Genomic DNA, 21,541 nt, shown 5'->3' on the forward strand with positions numbered 1-21,541 from the left:
TGCGCAACGTCTGCTCGATTGGAACAATCGTCCGCGCGTGATATCCAGACGGCATGAAACGGCTGAAGGCGATACGACGGTGGTTCGCACGGCGCTTCGGTTATGCGCGGCTGGCCTGCGTGGCGCTGCTGATCGGCATTGCCGCGCTGCGGATCGTTGATCCCGCTCCGGTTCAGGAGCTTCGCGTCAGGACGTTCGACACATTCCAGGTGATCGAGCCCCGCCAGAAAACCGCACGGCCCGTCACCATCGTCGATATCGACGAGAGGAGCCTCGCCGATCCCCGGCTCGGGCAATGGCCCTGGCCGCGGACGCGACTCGCCGACATCGTCATCAATCTCACCCGGCTCGGTGCCGTGGTGATCGCGTTCGACGCGGTGTTCTCCGAGCCGGACCGTCTCAACCCGGATATCGCGGCCGATACGTTCAGCAATCTTGACGAGGAGATGCGTGCCAGGCTGCGGCAGCTGCCCAGCAACGACAGCATCTTCGCCGAGGCGATCAAGAACTCGCGCGTGGTGCTCGGCGAATCCGGCGGGCCCAATGTGCGCGCCGACCTCAACGAAAAGCTGCCGGTGACCGGGCTTGCGATGCTGGGCGAGGAGCCGCAGCGCTTCATGTTCCAGTTTCCGGGATTGTTGCGCAACGTGCCGATGCTCGAGGAGGCCGCGGCCGGACGAGGCCTGTTCACGATCAGGCCGGAACGCGACGGCATCGTCAGGCGGGTGCCGATGATGATGGTCGCGCAGGGCATCACCATGCCGTCGCTGACATTCGAAATGCTGCGGGTGGCGGGCGGCTCCGGCACCATCCTGATCAAGGCCGACAAGGGCGGCATCCAGAGCCTCGGCATCAAGGGCTTTGCGATCCCGACCGATCTCTACGGCCAGCTCTGGATCCACTACGCCCGCCGTGACCCTTCGATCTATGTCTCGGCCGTCGATGTGCTGGATGGCCGGGTCGCGCCGGACCGGATCGCCGGCAAGCTGATCCTGATCGGCACCTCCTCGGTCGGGTTGAACGACATCAAGACCACGCCGGTGACGCCGGCCATGCCCGGCGTCGAGGTTCATGCCCAGGTGCTGGAGAGCGCGCTGACCGGCGACGTGGTTTCGCAGCCGAGCTACGGTATTGCGATCGAATTCCTCGCCGCGATGATCATGGGGCTCCTGGTCATCGCCTTCGCGCCGAAGTTCGGGCCGATCACGCTGGTCGTCGTCGGCGGAATGTTCGCCTCGGTGCTGACCGGCACGTCCTGGCATTTCTACGCCCAGCACCGGCTGCTGATCGATTTCACCTATCCGCTGATGTCGACCACGGCGATCTACCTGACGCTGATCTTCTCCGCCTTCGTGCGCGAACAGCAGCAGCGCCGGCAGATCCGGTCGCAGTTCGTGCAGTACATGTCGCCCGCGCTGGTCGAGCAGCTGGCGCAGTCGCCGGAGCGGCTGGTGCTCGGCGGCGAGGAGCGCGAGATGACCATCATGTTCTCGGACATGCGCGGCTTCACCTCGATCTCGGAGACCTACAAGAGCGATCCGCAAGGCCTCACGGCGCTGATGAACCGTTTCCTGACGCCGCTGTCGAATGCGATCCTCGCCCGCAAGGGCACCATCGACAAATACATGGGCGACGCCATCATGGCGTTCTGGAATGCGCCGCTTGACGACAAGCAGCATCAGCTCAACGCCTGCGAGGCGGCGCTCGACATGCTGGAGCGCGTCGACGACCTCAACCGGGCGCGCGAGCGCGAGGCCAAGGACGGCGGCCACGTCTATGTGCCGCTCAACATCGGCGTCGGCCTCAACACCGGCACCTGCGTGGTCGGCAACATGGGCTCCGACGTGCGCTTCGACTATTCTGTGTTCGGCGACAGCGTCAATCTGGCCTCGCGGCTGGAGGGCCAGTCCAAGGAATACGGTTTCCCGATCATCGTGGGATCGAAGACCGCGCTGGCGGTGAAGGAGAAGTTCGCGATCCTCGAGCTCGACTTCATCATGGTCAAGGGCAAGAAGGAGCCCGAGGTGATCTACGCGATCGCCGGCCGCGAGGACGTGGCGAATTCCGGCCGCTTCCAGCGGCTGCGCAACCTGACCATCGAGATGCTCGCCTGCTACCGCGGCCGCGACTGGGACGGCGCGCTCGCCGCGATCGAGCGCGGCCGCAAGACCGACGATGCCCGGGCGCTGCAGTCGCTCTACAATCTCTACGAGGCGCGCATCCGCAATTTCGAGAAGTACCCGCCGCCGCCCGACTGGAACGGCGCGTTCGCGTTGACGACGAAGTAGTCGCCGCACATTCAGATTGCAGGGTGGGCAAAGCGCAGCGTGCCCACCACACCTTGCGCTGCTCGCGATGGTGGGCACGGCGCTTGCGCGCCTTTGCCCACCCTACGATCTCTTACTCCACCCCGATCTGCGTCAGATCCTGGAACCAGTGCTGCGCCTGCACGAAGGTCTTGACCTTCGGCGACAGCGCGTGCGGATTGGTGTCGTGCACCACCCACACCAGCGCGGCATCGTCGACGATCAGCGCATGCGCCTGCGCCAGCAGCGCATCCTGCTTGGCGGTATCAAAGGTCTGCTTGGCTTCGTCGATCAGCGCATCGACCTTCGGGTTCTTGTAGCCGCCCCAGTTGACGCCGGTCGGCGCCACCTGGCCGGAATGGAAGAACCGCACGATGGCGTAGAGCGGATCCGAGGTGACATAGGCGATGTTGTTGGCGGTGATGCCGGCGTTCATCTCGTCGGCAGCACCCTTGCGCCAGTGCGAATACAACGTCTCGAGCTCGACCACCTTGAAGTCGATATCGATGCCGATCTCCTTGAAGCTCTGTTGCAGGAACTCGTTCATCGGCAGCGACAGCATCTGCCCGGTGCCGCCCTGGGCGATGATGAAGGTGGTCTTCAGCGGCTTGTCCTTGGAATAGCCGGCTTCCTCGACCAGCTTCTTCGCGGCCGCGAGGTCGTACTTCAATTCGAAGGTCGGTTTGCCGAACCATGGGCTCGACGGATCGACCTGGCCCTTGGCGGGCTTGGCGAGGCCGTTCATCAGGCCGACCACGGCGTCGCGGTCGATCGCGAGGTTGAGCGCCTTGCGCAGGCGGATGTCGGTCCAGGGCGAGCCCGGCAGCACGCTCAGATGATAATTCCAGACATGCGGGGTCACGTTGTCGACGATCCGCATGCCGGCGGCCTTGAGCTGCGGCACGGCATCGGGCGCCGGCGTCTCGATCAAATCGACCTGTCCGGCCAGCAGCGCATTGGTGCGGGTCAGCGCTTCCGGCATCGGGATCAGGATCAGCTTGTCGACCTTCGCCAGTCGCTTCTTGTCCCAATAGTCCGGGTTCTTGGTCAGCTCGGCGAGCTCGCGCGGCACCAGCTTGGTCAGCTTGAACGGGCCGGTGCCGGAGGGCTGGCTGGCGAACTTGTCCCAGTCCTTGCCGAGCTTCTCATATTGCGCGGGGCTCGAGACCAGGAACCAGAGCATCTGGTAGGGGAAGAAGGAATCGACCGTCTTGGTGGTGATCTCGACGGTGAAGTCGTCGATCTTGGCGTAGCTCGCAACCGAGGGCAGGCGGGTCTTGACCTGGGCGCTCTGCCGCTTGTCAAACTGCGGCGCCTTGTCGTTCAGCACCTTGTCGAGATTCCAGATCACGGCGTCGGCGTTGAAGTCGCTGCCGTCGTGGAATTTCACGCCTCTGCGCAGCGTGAAGCGCCATTTGGTCTTGTCGGTGTCGTCGACCTTCCATTCGGTCGCAAGCCCGGGCACCAGCTTGCCGGGCCGGTCGGCCACGTCCATCTCCCAGGCGACCAGCGGATCGTAGATCGTGTAGGCCGTGAACTGATAGGCGCCGGCGCCGCGATCCGGCTGGCCGGTCGTCAGCGGAATATCGGCCATCGAAATGCCGTAGCGCACAATGGACTCCGCCCGCGCCGACAAGGCCGGCCAGCCCGCGGTCAGGGCAAGCGCCATTGCCGCCATCAGGATCGAATTGCGCGCACGCATATTGAAGGCTCCGTTGGTGGGAAGTCGGAGCCAAAAACTTGCAAGCATGATGCCAGAATAGGCACTCTTGCCCCGTCTTAGCCGAAGGTGGGAAGAATTGACGCGCCCAACGGTAATTTGCTGAAGAACTATTCCCCTTGGCACAGGCATTGCATACGCTTGCCCAAGAAATAATCACCAAAACGTCACCAGACTTCGAAGGGGTTGCTGAGATGCGTAACAAGAAGACCAATGCGACGGCATTCATGCTGGCGCTCGCGATTGCGACCGGCGTGCCGGCGATCGCCGGCGCCGAGACCGTGCTGCGCATTGGCATGACGGCTGCCGACATTCCGCGCACGCTCGGTCAGCCCGACCAGGGTTTTGAGGGCAATCGCTTCACTGGACTGACGATGTACGACGCGCTGACGATGTGGGACCTGTCCTCGTCGGACAAGGCGAGCGCGCTGATCCCGGGCCTCGCCACCGAGTGGAAGGTCGACGATGCCGACAAGACCAAGTGGATCTTCAAGCTGCGTCCCGGCGTCGTCTTTCACGACGGCTCGCCGTTCAACGCCGATGCCGTGGTCTGGAATGTCGACAAGGTTCTGAAGCAGGACGCGCCGCAATTCGATCCGAGCCAGGTCGGTGTCACCGCCTCGCGGATGCCGACTTTGGTCTCGGCGCGCAAGATCGACGACATGACGGTGGAGCTGACCACCAAGGAGCCCGACAGCTTCCTGCCGATCAACCTCACCAATTTGTTCATGGCGAGCCCGGCCAAGTGGCAGCAATTCTACGACAAGGCCGAAGGCGCCGACGCCAAGGCGAAATCGCAGGCCGCATGGGCTGCGTTCGCCAAGGACGCGTCGGGCACCGGGCCCTGGAATATGTCGAGCTTCACCCCGCGCGAGCGGCTCGAGCTGGTGAAGAACGAGAACTACTGGGACAAGGCGCGCGTGCCGAAGACCGACAAGATGGTGCTGTTGCCGATGCCGGAGGCCAACGCCCGCACCGCGGCGCTGCTGTCCGGGCAGGTCAACTGGATCGAAGCGCCGGCACCGGATGCGTTGCCCGAGATCAAGCAGCGCGGCTTCAATCTCTATTCCAACGAGGAGCCGCATGTCTGGCCCTGGCAGTTCTCGCGCGTCGAGGGCTCGCCGTGGAACGACATCCGCGTCCGCAAGGCCGCCAATCTCTGCGTCGATCGCGAAGGGCTGCGCGATGGCCTGCTCGCCGGCCTGATGGTGCCGGCGACCGGCACCTTCGAGCCCGGCCATCCCTGGCGCGGCAACCCGACGTTCCAGATCAAGTACGACAAGCCGGCCGCGCAGAAGCTGATGCAGGAGGCGGGCTTCGGTCCGAACAAGAAGCTCACCGTCAAGATCCAGACCTCGGCGTCGGGCTCCGGCCAGATGCTGCCGCTGCCGATGAACGAGTATCTGCAGCAGGCTTTGGCCGAGTGCTATTTCGATGTGCAGCTCGATGTCATCGAGTGGAATACGCTGTTCACCAACTGGCGGCGCGGCGCCAAGGATCCGTCGGCCAACGGATCGAATGCGACCAACGTCACCTATGCGGCGATGGATCCGTTCTTCGCGCTGGTGCGCTTCCTGCAATCGGGCATGGCGCCGCCGGTCTCGAACAATTGGGGCTTCATCAACAATCCGAAGTTCGACGAGCTGGTGAAGAAGGCCCGCCAGACCTTCGATCCCGCGGCCCGCGATGCCGCGCTCGCCGAACTGCACGCCGCCTCGGTCGATGACGCCGCGTTCCTCTACGTCGCGCACGACGTCGCGCCGCGCGCGATGAGCCCGAAGGTCAAGGGCTTCGTGCAGCCGAAGAGCTGGTTCGTCGACTTCTCGCCGGTGTCGGTCGCGCCGTGAGATAGTTGGTGGCTTGCTCGGTGCACCCTCTCCCCTTGTGGGAGAGGGTGGCTTCGCTGAAAGCGAAGCCGGGTGAGGGGTTGCCTCCGCGGGCGATCGTCCTTGCTGTGAAATGACTGTCGCCGCGGATCGAACCCCTCATCCGGCGCGCTCCGCGCGCCACCTTCTCCCACAAGGGGAGAAGGGAAGAAGCGAGTGAACTCGTGTTCGCCTATACGTCCAGACGAATCGTCTACGTCATTCCGATCGTGCTCAGCGTTGCGCTGGTGTGCTTCCTGCTGGTGCACATCACGCCCGGCGATCCCCTGGTCGCGGTGCTGCCGGCCGATGCCTCGCAGGAGCTCGCCGCGCAATTGCGCTCGGCTTACGGCTTCGATCGTCCGCTGCCGGTGCAGTTCGGCCTGTGGCTGTGGCGCGCCATCCATGGCGATCTCGGCAATTCGATCGCAACCGGGCGTCCGGTCCTGAGCGAGGTGATGCGCGCGGTCGGCAACACCGTGATGCTGGCGATCGCGGCTGCGATGATCGGCTTCACGCTCGGCCTGCTGTTCGGCCTGATCGCCGGCTACTTCCGCGACACCTGGGTCGACAAGGTCGCGACCTCCTTTGCGATCGCCGGCGTGTCGCTGCCGCATTACTGGCTCGGCATGGTACTGGTCATCATCTTCTCGGTGCAGCTCAACTGGCTGCCCGCGGTCGGTGCAGGTCCCGGCGGCTCCAGCGCCTGGGCGTGGGACTGGGAGCATCTGCGCTATCTGGTGCTGCCGGCGATCACCACCTCGGTGATTCCGATGGGCATCATCACCCGCACGGTGCGCGCGCTGACCGGCGACATCCTGAGTCAGGATTTCGTCGAGGCGCTGCGCGCCAAGGGTCTGCGCGAGACCGAAGTGTTCCGTCATGTGATCAAGAACGCGGCGCCGACGGCACTCGCGGTGATGGGCCTGCAACTCGGTTACATGCTCGGCGGCTCGATCCTGATCGAGACGGTGTTCTCCTGGCCGGGTTCGGGGCTGCTGTTGAACTCCGCGATCTTCCAGCGCGATCTGCCGCTGTTGCAGGGCACCATCCTGGTGCTGGCGCTGTTCTTCGTGCTGCTCAATCTCCTGGTCGACATCGCGCAGGCCGCGATCGATCCGCGCATCAAGCGGAGTTAGAGCATGATCCGGAAAAGTGGAGACCGGTTTATGCTCCAACAAAGAGTCTTCGCATGAGTGCGTTGTCAGATACCGTATTGCAGGCTGCGCCGGCGAGCAAGGCGCGCGGCTATTGGGCGACGGTCGGCCGCCGCATCCGGCGCGACAAGGTCAGCATGGCCTGCGCCTTCATCCTGGTGCTGATCTTCGCCTCGGCGCTGCTGGCACCGTGGCTGCATCTTGCCGATCCCTACCAGGGCTCGATGATCCGCCGCCTCCGCCATATCGGCACGCCGGGCTTCCCGCTCGGCACCGACGAGCTCGGCCGCGACATGCTGGCGCGGCTGATCTATGGCGGACGGCTGTCTCTCGTCATCGGCATCCTGCCGGTGATTTTCGCCTTCGTGATCGGCACTTCGCTCGGCCTCGTCGCCGGCTATGTCGGCGGCAAGCTCAACACCGCGATCATGCGCACCGTCGACGTGTTCTACGCCTTCCCATCGGTGCTGCTGGCGATCGCGATCTCGGGTGCGCTCGGCGCCGGCATCACCAATTCGATCGTGTCGCTCACCATCGTGTTCGTGCCGCAGATCACCCGCGTCGCCGAAAGCGTCACCACCGGCGTGCGCAACATGGATTTCGTCGAGGCCGCGCGCGCGTCCGGCGCCGGTCCCTTCACCATCATGCGCGTGCACATGCTCGGCAATGTGCTCGGCCCGATCTTCGTCTATGCCACGGGCCTGATCTCGGTGTCGATGATCCTGGCCGCCGGTCTCTCGTTCCTCGGACTGGGCACAAAACCGCCGGAGCCGGAATGGGGCCTGATGCTGAACACGCTGCGCACCGCGATCTATGTCAATCCGTGGGTCGCGGCGCTGCCGGGCGCGATGATCTTCGCGGTCTCGATCTGCTTCAACCTGCTCAGCGACGGCATGCGCAGCGCCATGGACATCAGGAACTAGTGCGATGACCGAAGCCAAACTCCCGGCGGACATGCTGGAGCCGGTCGCCGATGTCGGCGGTGCCGCGCAGCCGTTGTTGCAGGTCACCGGCCTGACCAAGCATTTCCCGGTGCGCGGCACCCTGTTCAGCCCGCGCAAGACGGTACGGGCGGTCGACGACGTGACCTTCGCGGTCATGAAGGGCGAGACCGTCGGCATCGTCGGCGAATCCGGCTGCGGAAAGTCGACCACGGCGCGGCTGTTGATGCATCTGATGACGCGCGATGCCGGCGACATCATCTATGACGGAAGGCAGGTCGGCCCGGCGCTCTCGCTGCGCGATCTCAGGCGCGGCGTGCAGATGGTGTTCCAGGACAGCTACGCCTCGCTCAATCCGCGCCTCACCATCGAGGAATCGATCGCCTTCGGACCGAAGGTCCACGGCATGGCCGACGACACCGCGCGGACCTTGGCGCGCGAGCTGCTCGGCAAGGTCGGTTTAAGACCGGAGATCTTCGCCAACCGCTATCCGCACGAGGTCTCCGGCGGCCAGCGCCAGCGCGTCAACATCGCTCGCGCGCTCGCGTTGTCGCCGCGGCTGGTGATCCTCGACGAGGCGGTGTCTGCGCTCGACAAATCGGTCGAGGCGCAAGTGCTCAATCTGCTCGCCGACCTCAAGCGCGAATTCGGCCTGACCTACCTCTTCATCAGCCATGATCTCAACGTCGTGCGCTACATCTCCGACCGCGTACTGGTGATGTATCTCGGCGAGGTCGTCGAACTCGGCCCGGTCGATGCGGTGTGGGACGCGCCGGCGCATCCCTATACCCGCGCGCTGCTGGCGGCGATGCCGTCATCCGATCCCGACAAGCGCACCGAGGTGCCGCCGATCTCGGGCGATCCACCCAATCCGATCGATCCGCCGTCGGGCTGCCGGTTTCACACCCGTTGCCCGTTTGCGGAGCCGCTCTGCGCAAACGTCACGCCAAAACTCAGCGATCTCGATACAATCGGCCATCAAGCGGCGTGCTACATGGCCATTCCCGGCTCGGGGCACAGCCGCGCGCCGGCAAAAGCAAAAGGAGAAAATGCGGCATGACAAGACCCACTCCAAAGGACGTCAAGGTGATCGCGCAGGTCGCCGATGTGCCTGCTGACGACGAGGTCGCAACCCGTATCGCCAATTCGATCGGACCGGCCTTCGACGGCTTTGCACCGATCGCCGGCACGCTGCCGTTCGATCTCGAACCCGCGAGCTTCCTGCTGGCGCAGATCGCAAAGGTGTCGAAATGAGCTCCGATCCGGCCCTGATGACGCTCACTGCGGTCGCCAAGGCGATCGCCGACAAGAAAGTCTCCTCGCATGAGGTGACCCGCGCCGTGCTGCATCGCATCGCAGAATGGCAACCGCGCCTCAACGCCTATATGGCCGTCGAATCCGAGCAGGCGCTGGCCGCCGCGACCGAAGCCGATGCCGCGCTCGCCAAGGGCGGTAGCCGCGGTCCACTGCACGGCGTGCCGCTGGCGCACAAGGACATGTATTACGAGGCCGGCAAGGTCGTGACCTGCGGCTCGCTGATCCGCCGCGACTTCATGCCGAAGACGACGTCGACGGCGTTGCAGCGGCTGAAGGATGCCGGGCCGGTCCGGCTCGGCTCGTTGCAGATGGTCGAGTTCGCCTATGGGCCGACCGGCCACAACGTGCATTACGGCCCGGTACGCAATCCCTGGAACACCGAGCACATCACCGGCGGTTCGTCGTCGGGCTCGGGCTCGGCGGTCGCCGCGCGGCTCACCTTTGCCGCGCTGGGCTCCGACACCGGCGGCTCGATTCGCATGCCGGCGCATTTCTGCGGTGTCACGGGATTGAAGACCACGGTCGGCCGCGTCAGCCGCGCCGGCGCGATGCCGTTGTCGCAGTCGCTCGACACCGTCGGCCCGCTGGCGCAGACGGCGGAGGATTGCGCGCTGCTGCTCGGCCTGATGGCCGGTGCCGACCCGGAGGATCTCACCGCGTCGACGCAGCCGGTGCCGGACTACATGGCCGCGACCAGGCAGTCGCTGAAGGGCATCAAGATCGGCGTCCCGACCGCGTTCTATGTCGACGATCTCGATCCCGAAGTGGCGCGCATCCTCGACGAGACGGTGGCCACGCTGAGGAAGGAGGGCGCCGAGATCGTCAAGGTCGAGCTGCCCGACCAGCGCCAGCTTTCTTCGGCCTCGCAACTGGTGCTCGCGGTCGAGGCCGCCGCCTTCCACAAGCGCTGGATGATCGAGCGGCCGCAGGATTACGGCGCGCAGGTCCTGATGCGGTTGCAGAACGGCCTGACCATCCCGGCGGTCACCTATCTCGAGGCGATGCGCTGGCGCGGCCCTGCGCTCGCCGCGCACAATGCGGCGGTCAATGGCGTCGATGCCGTGATCGCGCCGTCGTCGCCGGTGCCGGCGCCGACCATTGCCGAGAGCGATGTCGGCAATGGTCCGGGCGCCGACGCGGTGCTGCAGCGGCTGACGCGGTTCACCCGTCCGGTCAACTATCTCGGCCTGCCGTCGCTCTCGATTCCCTCGGGCTTCACCAAGGCGGGGTTGCCGGTCGGCATGCAGCTGATCGGCCGCTCCTTCGAGGAAGCCACATTGCTTCGGATCGGCGCGGCGTTCCAGCGCGTGACCGATTTCCACGCCAGGGTGCCAAGACTCACATGACAAAGCGGCTCGCATGACCAATCTCGTCGAGATCAACAACCTCAACATCCGCTTCACCGGCGATCGCACGGTCCATGCCGTGAACGATCTCAGCCTGTCGCTCGGCGAGGGCGAGGTGTTGGGGCTGCTCGGCGAGTCCGGCTCGGGCAAGAGCGTGACCTTGCGCGCGCTGATGCGGCTGTTGCCGCGGAAGCGCACGCAGATCTCCGGCAGCGTCAAGGTGCTGGGCCGGGAGGTGCTGGCGATGGACGATGAGGCGCTGTCCGCGTTCCGCGGCCAGACCGTCTCGATGATCTTCCAGGAGCCGGCGCTGGCGCTCGATCCGGTCTACAGCATCGGCCGCCAGATCGCGGAGACGGTGATGCGCCACGAGGGCAAGAGCGAGCGCGAGGCGACCGCGCGTGCGCTCGAGATGCTTGAAGTGGTGCGGATCCCCTCCGCCAAGCGTCGGCTGGAGTCCTATCCGCACGAGATGTCGGGCGGCATGCGCCAGCGTGCGATGATCGCGCTGGCGCTGGCCTGCAAGCCGAAGATCCTGCTCGCGGACGAGCCGACCACCGCGCTCGATGCCACCGTGCAGATCCAGATCCTGCTGCTGCTGCGCGAGTTGCAGCGCGAGTTCGGCATGTCGGTCATTTTCGTCACCCACGACATCGGCGTCGCCATCGAGATCTGCGACCGGGTCGCGGTGATGTATGCCGGCCAGATCGTGGAGCAGGGCGCGCTGCGCGACATCGTCCGCACGCCGGTGCACCCTTATGCGAAGGGGCTGCTGGCCTCGACCATTCACGGCGCGATGCGCGGCCAGCGGCTGGAGACCATTCCGGGCACGCCGCCCTCGCTCGACCACGCACCGGCCAGCTGCTCCTTTGCCCCGCGCTGCAAGTTCGCCGAGCCGCATTGCAGCGAAAGCCTGCCGCCGAACGTGCAGGTCGCACCCGGCCATCAGGCGCGCTGCGTCCTGGCAGAGCCGGTGCCCGCCACGGTCTAGCTCGCGCGCGCGACCGCGTCGGCGATCCAGCGCCGCACCGCTGATATCCGGCGGTCGCGGGCCTGCTCGGTGCGGGAGACCAGATAGATCGTCTCGCTGTGCGCGGGCTCGAACGCAAACGGCGCCACCAGCCGCTTGCCGAAGCCCGGCCGCGCCTTGATCAAGGGCGCCATGGCGAGCGCCACGCCGAGCCCGTGTTCGGCGGCCTCCAGCATCGCCGGCACGCTGTCGAGCCAGAGATGCCCACGCGGCGCGAGGTGCGGCTGCCCGGCCTCCTTCAGCCAGGCCGGCCACGCCCGCGGCTGCGTGGTGACATGGATCAGCACCTCGCGCGACAGGTCCGCCGGGGTCCGAAGCCCTGCCTTGACCAGCGCCGGCGCGCAGACCGGCAATCCCTTGACCTCAACCAGCGGCTCGACCTTCAGCCCGGCGGCATGTTCCCGCCCGTAGCGGATCGCGACATCGACGCGCGAGCCGTTGAAGTCGGCATATTGATGCGTGGCCTCGATCCGCAGCGTCAGTTGCGGATGACGCCGTTTGAACTCGGGCAGCGCCGGCAGCAGCACGGCGCTGGTGAAGAACGGCAGCGAGCTGATCCAGAGCTCGCCGCCGGCCTCGCCGCGCTGCCGCATCATCTCGCGGCTCGCCTCCTGCAGCGTCGCCAGCGCTGCCGACACCTTTGCGAGATAGCGTTCGCCGTCCTCGGTCAGGCGCACCGAGCGCGCACCGCGGACGAACAGCCTGGTGCCGAACTGTTGCTCCAGCCCGCGGATCTGGTGGCTGATCGCGGACGGGCTCAGCGACAGGTCGCGCGCGGCGCGGCGGAAGCTGAGCTGCGTCGCCGCGCGCTCGAAGGCGAGCAGCGCCGTCAGCGGCGGGATCGCTCGCGGGTCGGGCGCATCCAACGGGTGAATCCTGCTCACCTCAGGTGACGAATGGCCTTTTGTCATGGCGGCTATTCTTGGATCAGATTGCCCGAACGCTCAATCCTGCTCATCCGTGAGACCGTCCGCCTTGGCCATCTTCGAACCGACAGCCACGCCCCATCACTGGAAACCCGCGGCGCTGGCGGCGGGGCCGTTCGCCGGCTTGCAGGGCGGTGCGGTCGCAAGCCTGCTGACCGGCGAAATCGAGGCCATGGCCGGCGCGCGCGACTGGGGCACCGCGATTTCGGCTTCCGCCTGGTTCCTGCGGCCGACGCCGATGGCGGAATTGCGCACGCAAATCTCCGTCGTGACCGAAGGCGGCCGGGTCAGCGTCGTCGACAACACGCTCTGGCCGGCGGGCGAGCAGCAGCCCTGTGCGACGGTGCGGGTGACGCTGTCGCGCGAGCGCGCGGTCGAGATCCCCGGCTTTCACGAAGCAGTAGCCGAACCCGTGGATCCCACGCTGTTTCCGCTGCGCAGTCCGCACGCAGTGAATGGCCGCAGCTGGTTCATGGACGCGATGGAGGCCCGCGCCGGCGACGATGTCGCCTGGTTTCGGATGCATCACAGCGTGATCCCGGACGCCGGTCCGCTGGCGCGGGTGCTCGGTCCGGCCGACTGGACCCACGGCATCGCGCGCCCGGTGCAGAACGTGGTGGCCGACCCCAACCCGAACCTCGCGGTGCAGTTGTTCAGGCCGCCGCGGGGCGCCTGGATCGGGGTTCGCGCCGAGGCGCGCTGGCGGGCGGAGGCCGGGCTTGGCGTCGGCAGCGGGGTGCTGCTCGATGTCGACGGCGAGATCGGCCGGGTCTCGATGTCGGTCATTCTCGTGCCCTTTCCGAGAAGCGCGCCGGCACCCGCGCCGGGTTCCGCGGCCGGTTAACCCTAATTATTCCGTCAATTGTCTGTGGGATCACAAAAATAGGGCGCGAGCCGTGCTCTGGTCGGCGCGACTGAAATGGACGATGATCGCAAACGTCTGTACAACGTGGTGATCACGTAACTCTTTTGTTTTGCAGAGATCAGTTTCTATGGCAGCCGCGCCCGCTGTCCGGCGTTCCGAACTGGCTGAGGCGCTGCGCGCTTGCCGCAGTGCCTTCATCGGCGTCGGCCTCATCAGTTGCATGATCAACCTGCTGTACCTGACCGGTTCGATGTTCATGCTGCAGGTCTACGACCGGGTGCTGCCGAGCCGCAGCGTACCGACCCTGGTCGGCCTCGTGGTGATCGCCGCGGTGCTCTACATGGCGCAGGGCGTGCTCGATTTGCTGCGTGGACGAATCCTCGGCCGGGTCGGCACCTCGCTCGACGAGGCGCTCAATGCGCGGGTGTTCGACACCATCGTGCGGCTGCCGCTGACGGCCGGCAATCGCAGCGAGGGCCTGCAGCCGCTGCGCGACCTCGACAATGTGCGCTCCTTCCTCGGCAGCATGGGCCCCGGCGCGTTCTTCGATCTGCCCTGGCTGCCGTTCTACATGGCGATCTGCTTCGCGTTCCATTGGCTGCTCGGCGTCACCGCGCTGATCGGTGCCGTCATCCTGGTGACCCTGACGCTGATCACCGAATACCTGTCGCGCCGGCCGGCCAAGGAGGCGATGTCGCTTGCGGCGCGCCGCAACGATCTTGCCGCGTCCAGCCGCCGCAACGCCGAAGTGCTGGTGGCGATGGGCATGGCCGGGCGCATGAACAAGCGCTGGAACGAGGCCAACGAGGAATATCTGTCCGGCAACCAGCATGCGAGCGACGTCACCGGCGGGCTCGGTGCGGTCGCCAAGGTGCTGCGCATGATGCTGCAATCCGCGGTGCTGGCGGTCGGTGCCTGGCTCGTGATCCACCAGGAGGCCACCGGCGGCATCATCATCGCCGGCTCGATCCTGAGTGCGCGGGCGCTGGCGCCGGTCGATCTCGCGATTGCGCATTGGAAGAGCTTCGTCGCCGCGCGGCAGAGCTGGCAGCGCCTCAACCGCCTGCTGGAGCAGATTCCGGCGCGGCCGCAGCAGACCTTGCTGCAGGCGCCGGAGAAGAAGCTCGCGGTCGAGGCCGTGACCATGGTCGCGCCGGGCGACCAGCGCGTCATCGTGCAGGACGTCAGCTTCACGGTCGAAGCCGGCAGCGGCGTCGGCGTGATCGGTCCGAGCGGCTCGGGCAAGTCGTCGCTGATCCGGGCGCTGGTCGGCGTCTGGGTGCCGGCGCGCGGCAAGGTGCGGCTCGACGGCGCCGCACTCGATCAATGGTCGTCGGACGAGCTCGGGCGCCATATCGGCTATCTGCCGCAGGACGTCGAATTGTTCGCCGGCACGGTCGCGCAGAACATCTGCCGGTTCGATCCCGACGCCAAATCCGACGGCATCATCGCGGCGGCCAAGGAAGCTGGCGTGCACGAGATGATCATCAAGATGCGCGAGGGCTACGACACCCAGGTCGGCGAGCAGGGCAGCGCGCTCTCGGCCGGCCAGGCGCAGCGCGTCGCGCTGGCGCGCGCGCTCTACGGCGATCCGTTCCTGATCGTGCTGGATGAGCCGAATTCCAACCTCGACAGCGAAGGCGACGAGGCGCTGACCCGTGCAGTGCGCGCCGCCCGCGAGCGCGGCGCTGTTGTCATCGTGGTCGCGCACCGGCCGATCGGGATCGAGGGCGTCGACCAGCTGCTGGTGCTGAAGGACGGCCGCATGCAGACTTTCGGTCCGAAGGAGACGGTGCTGGCGCAGGTGCTGCAACGGGTCGCGCCGCCGGTGCCGCCGCCGATCAAGATCGTCGCCGATGCGGGAGTGGCCAAACCATGACCGATCAACCGCGCAATGCACATGCCTCGATCAGGAAGCACCTCATCGTCGGCCTCGTCGTGATCCTCGTTCTCGGCGGTGGCGTCGGCGGCTGGGCCGCGACGGTGCCGATCTCCGGGGCGCTGATCGCGCCGGGCTCGGTGGTGGTCGAATCCAATGTCAAGAAGGTGCAGCATCCGACCGGCGGCGTGGTCGGCGAAGTGCGGGTGCGTGATGGCGACGTGGTCAAGGCGGGCGATATCGTCGTGCGCCTCGACGAGACCGTCGTGAAGGCGAGCCTTGCGATCGTGGTCAAGACGCTCAACGGGCTTTACGCGCGCGCCGCAAGACTCGAAGCCGAGCAGCAGGGCCGTGACAAGATCGCCTTCCCGCCGCAGCTCGTGGAGCAGGCCAACGATCCCGACGTCCGCGACATCATGGCGAGCGAAACCAAGCTGTTCGAAGTGCGCGTCAACGGCCGCACCGGCCAGAAGGCGCAGCTGCGCGAGCGCGTCACCCAGCTCAACGAGGAAATCTCTGGCCTGCAGGCGCAGGAGACCGCCAAGGACAAGGAGATCGCGCTGGTGCAGCAGGAGCTGGTCGGCGTCCGCCAGCTCTACGAGCAGCATCTGGTGCAGCTCACCCGCCTGACCACGCTCGAGCGTGACGCGGCGCGGCTCTCCGGCGAGCGCGCGCAGTACATCGCCTCGCGCGCCCAAGCCAGGGGCAAGATCACCGAGACCGAGCTGCAGATCATCCAGGTCGACAAGGACATGCTCTCCGAGGTCTCAAAGGACCTGCGCGAGACCAACGACAAGATCGGCGAGTTCGTCGAGCGCAAGGTCACGGCCGAGGACCAGCTTCGCCGCATCGATATCCGCGCGCCGCAGGACGGCGTGGTGCTGCAATCGACGGTGCACACCGTCGGCGGCGTCATCACCGCGGGCGATGCGATCATGATGATCGTGCCCAAGGCCGACGATTTGTCGGTCGAGGCCAAGGTCAATCCGCAGGATATCGACAAGCTGCAGGTCGGGCAGAAGACGGTGCTGCGGCTCTCCGCCTTCAACCAGCGCACTACGCCCGAGCTGAACGGCGTCGTCACCCGCGTCTCCGCCGACGTCAACACCGACCAGCGCACCGGGCAGAGCTACTACACCATCCGCGTCTCGATGCCGCCGGAAGAGGTCGCGCGCCTCGGCAGCGAGGTGAAGATCATCCCGGGCATGCCGGTGGAAGCTTTCGTCCAGACCGGCGACCGAACCATGATGTCGTATTTGATGAAGCCCCTGCACGATCAGTTCATGCGCTCGTTCCGCGAGAAGTAGGATTCCTCACGCGAGATGATTGACCCGTCATCCTGAGGTGCGAGCCTTGCGGCGCAATTGCGCCGCTCGGCGAGCCTCGAAGGATGCACGGCTCCGCTGGTGGCCGTCGATCCTTCGAGACGCGCTGCGCGCTCCTCAGGATGACGGGGAGAGGTCGAGCCCGTGGCGAAGATCCGTTGCCGTCGAGCGTAACGTGCGATCAGCGCTCCAGATTCTTCAACAACAGCTCCAGCGCCGCTTTCGCGAACGCCTGCATGTTCGCGGCCCGGTCGTTGTCGCCGGTCTCCAGCGTGATCACCTCTTGTTGGGGCCCAGCGACCGCCATGCAGCTGTGACCGGCGGCGTCGCCGTAGCGGTTGCCGGTCGGGCCGGCGGCGCCGGTCTCGGATAGACCCCAGTCGGTCGAGAGGCGCGCGCGGATCTGCCGCGCCAGCAATTGTGCGTAGGGTTCCGACGAGGAGCGGAGGCCGCGCATCGCATCGTCGGAAACATCCATCAGCGCGCGCCGTGCGTCGCGGGTGTAGATCACGCCGCCGCCGAGGAAATAGGCCGATGCGCCGGGCACCGCCAGCAGCGATGCCGAGATCAGTCCGCCGGTGGACGATTCCGCGACCGCAATGGTCTGCTTGTTGGCGATCAGTTTTGCGGCGACCTGTCCGGCGATGGATGTGAGTGCGTTCATCGGCGCTCTTTCTCGTTGCTTGCCATGAAAACTGCCATGAAAATCCAGTGGGGCGTTCTGCCTTCCTAGCACACCACACAGGCCGCTGCCGAGTTGCGGAGCGACGCCCCGGCTGCTTGAATGCCGGACAACAACCAAGCGTCGCCCGGCAGATTGTCGCGAGCGCGCACGGAGGAAACTCGCGAGGAAACCTGATGACGTCGCTGATCGCGGGCGGCGTGGATTGCGATCTGCATCCCGCCGTGCCCCACCTCACCAGCCTGCTGCCATACTTGAACGACTATTGGCGCGACCAGGTGACGACGCGCGGCATGACCGATCTGATCTCGCAATCCTATCCGACCAATTCGCCGATCTCGTCGCGGCCGGACTGGCGGCCCGCGCAGGGCAAGCCGGGCTCGAGCCTTGCCGACATGCAACGCCAGGTGCTGGACCGGTTCGGCACCGCCCACGGCATCTGCAATCCGCTCTACGGCGTGCAGATGGTGTTCTCCGAGGACATGGCCGACGCCTTCTGCCGCGCGCTGAACGACTGGCTCGCCAAGGAATGGCTCGACAAGGACGAGCGCCTGCGCGGCTCGATCGTGATTCCGGTGCAGAGCATCGAGAAGGCGGTCGCCGAGATCGAGCGCTGCGCGCCGGACAAGCGCTTCGTGCAGGTGCTGATGCTGGCCATGGGCGACATGCCGCTCGGCAAGCGGCACTACTGGCCGATCTACGCCGCGGCCGAACGGCGCGGCCTGCCGATCGGCATCCATGCCGGCAGCGCCTATCACAATCCGCCGACCTCGGTCGGCTGGGGTTCCTATCACATCGAGGACTATGTCGCGCAGGCGCAGGCGTTCCAGACCCAGCTCACCAGCCTGATCGTCGAGGGCGTATTCGCGCGTCATCCGAATCTGAAGATGGTGATGCTGGAGTCCGGCTTCACCTGGCTGCCGCCGTTCCTGTGGCGGCTGCACAAATTCTGGCGCGGCGTGCGGATGGAAACGCCCTGGGTCGACCGTGCGCCGCTGGAGATTGTGCGGAGCAACATCCGCTTCTCGCTGCAGCCGGTCGATGCGCCGCCGGACGGTGACACGCTGAACCGGCTGTTCGACCATATGCAGTCGGACGAATTGATCCTATTCTCGTCAGACTATCCGCATTGGCAGTTCGATGGTGACGAGGTGCTGCCGCAGGGATTGTCGCAGGATCTGGTCCGCAAGATCATGATCGACAATCCGCATGCGACCTATCCGCGCCTCAAGGTGAGGCATGATCCCGAAAAGCGGCGTCCGGTTTTCGGATCAGATCATGCCTAATGAAAAGGAGACGACGCGATGAACGTCCAGATTCGTGAACGCCCGGAAGCGGCATCGTCAACCAGCATCAAGACCGCGATCGCCGATTGCGACATCCATCCGGCACGTGCGACCAAGGACGAGCTGTATCCTTATCTAGCCAAGCGCTGGCACGCGCATCTCGAGACCTTCGGCGTCCATGCCTATCAGGGCATGATGGAAGGCCCGCCCTATCCGAAGGCGCAGCCCAATGCGTCGCGCCGCGATGCCTATCCGCCGGAAGGCGGCCCGCAGGGCTCGTCGCTGTCCTTCATGCAGAAGCAGCATCTCGATCCCAACAATGTCGCGCTCGGCGTGCTCAACCCGCTCAACACCGGGCAGGGCCTGCGCAACCAGGATCTCGCCGGGGCGATCTGCTCGGCGATCAACGACTGGCAGATCGAGAAATGGACCAGCAAGGATTCACGGCTGAAAGGCTCGGTCGTCGTCCCCAATGAGGACGGCGTGTCGGCTGCGGCGGAAATCCGCAAGCGCGCGGGCGACACAAATTTCGTCCAGGTGCTGCTCTTGAGCCGCAATGTCGAGCCGCTCGGCCAGCGCCGTTATTGGCCGATCTACGAGGCGGCGCAGGAGGCCGGGCTGCCGATCGGCGTGCACGCCTTCGGCTTCGGCGGCAACCCGATCACCGCGTCGGGCTGGCCGAGCTATTACGTCGAGGAGATGGTCGGCCATTCGCAGTGCCAGCAGACCGCGCTGGCGAGCCTGGTGCTCGAAGGCGTGTTCGAACGTTTCCCGAAACTGAAGATGGTGATGGTCGAGGCCGGGTTCGGCTGGGCGCCGTCGCTGGCCTGGCGGCTCGACAAGGTGTTTGCGCGGCTGCACGCCGAGGTGCCGCATCTGACGCGCAAGCCGTCGGAGTACATCCGCGACCGCATCTGGTGGACCACGCAGCCGATGGAGGACCCGGAAAGCCGCGACCATCTGTTCCAGACCATCGAGTGGATCGGCTGGGACAAGCTGCTGTTCGCGACCGACTATCCGCACTGGGACTACGACGAGCCGTCGCGCGTGCTGCCGGCCGGCGTCAGCGACGCCAACCGGCAGGCGTTCTATCTCGGCAATGCCAAGCAGCTGTACGGTATCGCATGATCCGAAAACGTGGGAACCGGTTTTTCGAATCAGATCATGCGTGAGAACAACTGATGGCGCGCCATGTGATCGCCCCGGTGGATGAACTGCCGCCGGGCTCGCGAAAATTCCTCGAGATCGACGGACGGCCGATCGCGGTCTTCAACGTCAAGGGCGAGTTCTTCGGCCTGTTGAACCGCTGCCCGCATCAGGGCGCGGCGCTGTGCGAGGGGCCGCTGATCGGGCTCGCCTCGTCGTCGGACCCGGGCGAGATCGAATACACCAAGCTCGGCGAGATCCTGCGCTGTCCCTGGCACGGCTGGGAGTTCGACATCCGCACCGGCCAGTCCTATTGCGACCCGCGCCGCTTCCGGGTGCGTGCCTATCCCGTCAGCGTCGAGCCGGGCACCAATGTGGTGAAGGGTCCGTATGTCGCCGAGACCATCAAGGTCGCGGTGGAGAGCGACTACGTGGTGGTGGAGCTCTGACCACGCGTCATTCCGGGGCGTCGCGCAGCGGCGAGCCCGGAATCCATTTGACTACTTGCTCTCTGGCCCGATGGATTCCGGGTTCGTGTCATCCAAGTCGGCTGTTGGCGACTTGGACACTCAATATTTGCCGAACTCGGGTAAACCCGAGTTCGGGCGGCGCGCCCCGGAATGACGGCGGTTGGAGCTTACTCCACCATCATCTGCCGCTCCCGCGCGTAGCGCACCAGCGCGACGAAGCGGTAGATGCCGTGCACGAACTTGCCGTAGGGCATGGTGATGAACAGCGCGAACACCACGCCGAGATGCAGCGCCAGCAGCGGCCCCATCGCGGCGGTCTCGCGCCACAGCAGCAGGGCAAGGCCCGTGATGCTGGTCAGGAACAGCATCAGGATGAACGCGGTGTCCATGCCCATGGCCTGCCCGTCGACCAGCACGCGATCGCGCTTCCATTTCTCGCTCAGCAGTCCGATCGGGCCGACCACGAGCCCGATGCCGCCGAGCGTGCCGAGCACGACCGGCAGGTCCCACCACGCATAGGGCGCCTCGCGCGCCAGCAGATAGTGGTACAGCGTCGCGACGCAGGTCGCGGCGAAGCACAGCAGGAAGCCGTAGAAGGTGAGATGGTGATACAGCTTGCGGCGGTCGGTCGGATGATCGTCCTCGTTGAAGCAGCCGACGCCGCCGCCGTCGAGATAGCGCAACTCGCCGGCATCGCGCACCGCCTGCAACAGCGATGTCGTATCCGTTGTCATGCCGACCGGCTCGCCGATATCGCGCCAGAACGCGCGCACGCCCATCATGAGCGCCAGGATGGCGTAGAGCAGGGCCAAGCCGAACAGCAGCGCCATCGCGTTGTGCGGCATCAGTTCGTAGAACGCGCCGGGACCGGTGTGGATGCCGGTCAGCACGCCGCGGTCGTTGATCGCGGCGAAGCCGAATATGAAGCCGGCGACGCTGAGTGCCGCGATCAGGCTGATGACGAGGCCGTTGCGTGCAAACACGCCGGCCAAGGCGCGCGGCCAGGCATAGGCGGCATAGGATTCGGCGCGCGCCACCGCCAGCGTCTTCGGGACGTTGACATTGAATTCGTGCGGCGGCGAGAACTGGCAGTCGGTGTAGCAGGCGCCGCAGGAATGGCAGAGGTTGGCAAGATAGTTGAGGTCGCCGTCGGAGAACGCGCGGCGCATCTCCATCGCGGGAAACACCGCGCACAGGCCCTCGCAATAGCGGCAGGAATTGCAAACCGTCATCAGACGGTCGGCTTCCTGCAATGTCCTCGTCCCGTGCATCTCAGACTC

The 21,541-nt window shown here is 65.8% G+C and carries 18 protein-coding genes; 14 read left to right on the forward strand and 4 right to left on the reverse strand.

The annotated features are described in order from the left end of the window. Positions 1-53: 53 nt before the first annotated feature. Complete coding sequence (locus ACVINW_RS14100) at positions 54-2,288, forward strand: CHASE2 domain-containing protein (RefSeq protein WP_456751853.1); 2,235 nt, start codon at positions 54-56, stop codon at positions 2,286-2,288. 112 nt (positions 2,289-2,400) lie between these two features. On the opposite strand, the gene ACVINW_RS14105 is transcribed toward ACVINW_RS14100, so the two are convergent. Further along, positions 2,401-4,008, reverse strand: coding sequence for an ABC transporter substrate-binding protein (locus tag ACVINW_RS14105; RefSeq protein WP_456751854.1), 1,608 nt, complete (start codon positions 4,006-4,008; stop codon positions 2,401-2,403). A gap of 245 nt (positions 4,009-4,253) precedes the next feature. Here ACVINW_RS14105 and ACVINW_RS14110 point away from each other — a divergent pair, with 245 nt between their 5' ends. From ACVINW_RS14110 to ACVINW_RS14140, 7 genes are all read left to right on the forward strand, one after another. Beyond that, the gene (locus ACVINW_RS14110; RefSeq protein ID WP_456756395.1) at positions 4,254-5,873 is read left to right on the forward strand and encodes an ABC transporter substrate-binding protein; all 1,620 of its coding nucleotides are present in this window, start codon (positions 4,254-4,256) and stop codon (positions 5,871-5,873) included. A 203-nt stretch (positions 5,874-6,076) separates the two neighbouring features. Further along, positions 6,077-7,030 (forward strand): ABC transporter permease, encoded by a 954-nt coding sequence (locus ACVINW_RS14115; RefSeq protein WP_456751855.1) that lies wholly within the window; start codon positions 6,077-6,079, stop codon positions 7,028-7,030. A gap of 53 nt (positions 7,031-7,083) precedes the next feature. After that, positions 7,084-7,971, forward strand: coding sequence for an ABC transporter permease (locus tag ACVINW_RS14120; RefSeq protein ID WP_456751856.1), 888 nt, complete (start codon positions 7,084-7,086; stop codon positions 7,969-7,971). A gap of 4 nt (positions 7,972-7,975) precedes the next feature. After that, positions 7,976-9,049, forward strand: coding sequence for an ABC transporter ATP-binding protein (locus tag ACVINW_RS14125; RefSeq protein ID WP_456751857.1), 1,074 nt, complete (start codon positions 7,976-7,978; stop codon positions 9,047-9,049). Continuing rightward, complete coding sequence (locus ACVINW_RS14130; protein WP_456751858.1) at positions 9,046-9,243, forward strand: hypothetical protein; 198 nt, start codon at positions 9,046-9,048, stop codon at positions 9,241-9,243. Before ACVINW_RS14125 ends, ACVINW_RS14130 begins: the two co-directional genes overlap by 4 nt. Next, a complete protein-coding gene (locus ACVINW_RS14135; protein ID WP_456751859.1) occupies positions 9,240-10,652 on the forward strand; it encodes an amidase in 1,413 nt (470 codons plus the stop codon). The genes ACVINW_RS14130 and ACVINW_RS14135 overlap by 4 nt, the downstream gene beginning before the upstream one ends. Positions 10,653-10,665: 13 nt before the next feature. Next, positions 10,666-11,643, forward strand: coding sequence for an ABC transporter ATP-binding protein (locus ACVINW_RS14140; RefSeq protein WP_456751860.1), 978 nt, complete (start codon positions 10,666-10,668; stop codon positions 11,641-11,643). Here the strand turns inward: ACVINW_RS14140 and ACVINW_RS14145 are convergent. Further along, a complete protein-coding gene (locus ACVINW_RS14145; RefSeq protein ID WP_456751861.1) occupies positions 11,640-12,548 on the reverse strand; it encodes a LysR substrate-binding domain-containing protein in 909 nt (302 codons plus the stop codon). The genes ACVINW_RS14140 and ACVINW_RS14145 overlap by 4 nt on opposite strands. 109 nt (positions 12,549-12,657) lie before the next feature. Here ACVINW_RS14145 and ACVINW_RS14150 point away from each other — a divergent pair, with 109 nt between their 5' ends. The 3 genes from ACVINW_RS14150 (at position 12,658) to ACVINW_RS14160 (ending at position 16,659) form a co-directional block, all read left to right on the forward strand. After that, on the forward strand, positions 12,658-13,452 hold the full coding sequence (locus tag ACVINW_RS14150; RefSeq protein ID WP_456751862.1) for an acyl-CoA thioesterase domain-containing protein: 795 nt from the start codon (positions 12,658-12,660) through the stop codon (positions 13,450-13,452). A gap of 148 nt (positions 13,453-13,600) precedes the next feature. Next, a complete protein-coding gene (locus tag ACVINW_RS14155) occupies positions 13,601-15,352 on the forward strand; it encodes a type I secretion system permease/ATPase (RefSeq protein WP_456751863.1) in 1,752 nt (583 codons plus the stop codon). Next, positions 15,349-16,659 (forward strand): HlyD family type I secretion periplasmic adaptor subunit, encoded by a 1,311-nt coding sequence (locus ACVINW_RS14160; protein ID WP_456751864.1) that lies wholly within the window; start codon positions 15,349-15,351, stop codon positions 16,657-16,659. Before ACVINW_RS14155 ends, ACVINW_RS14160 begins: the two co-directional genes overlap by 4 nt. Positions 16,660-16,858: 199 nt before the next feature. On the opposite strand, the gene ACVINW_RS14165 is transcribed toward ACVINW_RS14160, so the two are convergent. Next, a complete protein-coding gene (locus ACVINW_RS14165) occupies positions 16,859-17,341 on the reverse strand; it encodes a CinA family protein (protein WP_456751865.1) in 483 nt (160 codons plus the stop codon). A 194-nt stretch (positions 17,342-17,535) separates the two neighbouring features. Here ACVINW_RS14165 and ACVINW_RS14170 point away from each other — a divergent pair, with 194 nt between their 5' ends. Genes ACVINW_RS14170 through ACVINW_RS14180 form a run of 3 tightly spaced genes read left to right on the forward strand, consistent with a single transcriptional unit; the run spans position 17,536 to position 20,240 of the window. Beyond that, positions 17,536-18,645, forward strand: coding sequence for an amidohydrolase family protein (locus tag ACVINW_RS14170; protein ID WP_456751866.1), 1,110 nt, complete (start codon positions 17,536-17,538; stop codon positions 18,643-18,645). 18 nt (positions 18,646-18,663) lie between these two features. Then, complete coding sequence (locus tag ACVINW_RS14175; protein WP_456751867.1) at positions 18,664-19,773, forward strand: amidohydrolase family protein; 1,110 nt, start codon at positions 18,664-18,666, stop codon at positions 19,771-19,773. Between the two features lie 53 nt (positions 19,774-19,826). Next, a complete protein-coding gene (locus ACVINW_RS14180; RefSeq protein WP_194458021.1) occupies positions 19,827-20,240 on the forward strand; it encodes a Rieske (2Fe-2S) protein in 414 nt (137 codons plus the stop codon). Positions 20,241-20,428: 188 nt separating this feature from the next. On the opposite strand, the gene tcuB is transcribed toward ACVINW_RS14180, so the two are convergent. Beyond that, positions 20,429-21,532, reverse strand: coding sequence for a tricarballylate utilization 4Fe-4S protein TcuB (tcuB, locus tag ACVINW_RS14185; RefSeq protein WP_456751868.1), 1,104 nt, complete (start codon positions 21,530-21,532; stop codon positions 20,429-20,431). Positions 21,533-21,541 lie beyond the last annotated feature (9 nt).

This window comes from Bradyrhizobium sp. USDA 4461, from assembly GCF_054055655.1.